This is a genomic window from Candidatus Skiveiella danica (assembly GCF_022705245.1).
Classification (GTDB): Bacteria; Pseudomonadota; Gammaproteobacteria; order Burkholderiales; family Burkholderiaceae_C; genus Skiveiella; species Skiveiella danica.
This window is the reverse complement of sequence record NZ_JAKJEW010000149.1, coordinates 1-272: the sequence shown is the minus strand read 5'-3', so window position 1 is coordinate 272 and position 272 is coordinate 1. Positions and strand designations below refer to the sequence as shown.

Genomic DNA, 272 nt, shown 5'->3' with positions numbered 1-272 from the left:
GCCACCGCTGCCGCGGTGCACGTGTCGACGGTGCCATGGTGCCGCTGAACACCCCGCTGGCCAACGGCCAGACGGTGGAGGTGGTGGCCGCCAAGGAGGGCGGGCCGTCACTCGACTGGCTGAATGCCGAGCTGGGCTACATCCGCAGCCCGCGCAGCAAGGCCAAGGTGCGCGCCTGGTTCAACGCCCAGCACACGCGCGAGACCGTGGCGCGCGGCCGCGAGATGGTCGAAAAGCTGCTGCAGCGCGAAGGCCGCACCGCGCTGTCGCTG

Annotated in this window: 1 protein-coding gene; it reads left to right on the top strand. The window is 71.7% G+C overall.

Features of this window, described 5'->3' with window-relative positions; all coding sequences use genetic code 11:
• Positions 1–272 (top strand): TGS domain-containing protein (locus tag ACMUOY_RS20610; RefSeq protein WP_413894579.1); only part of this gene is annotated, 272 nt, incomplete at both ends.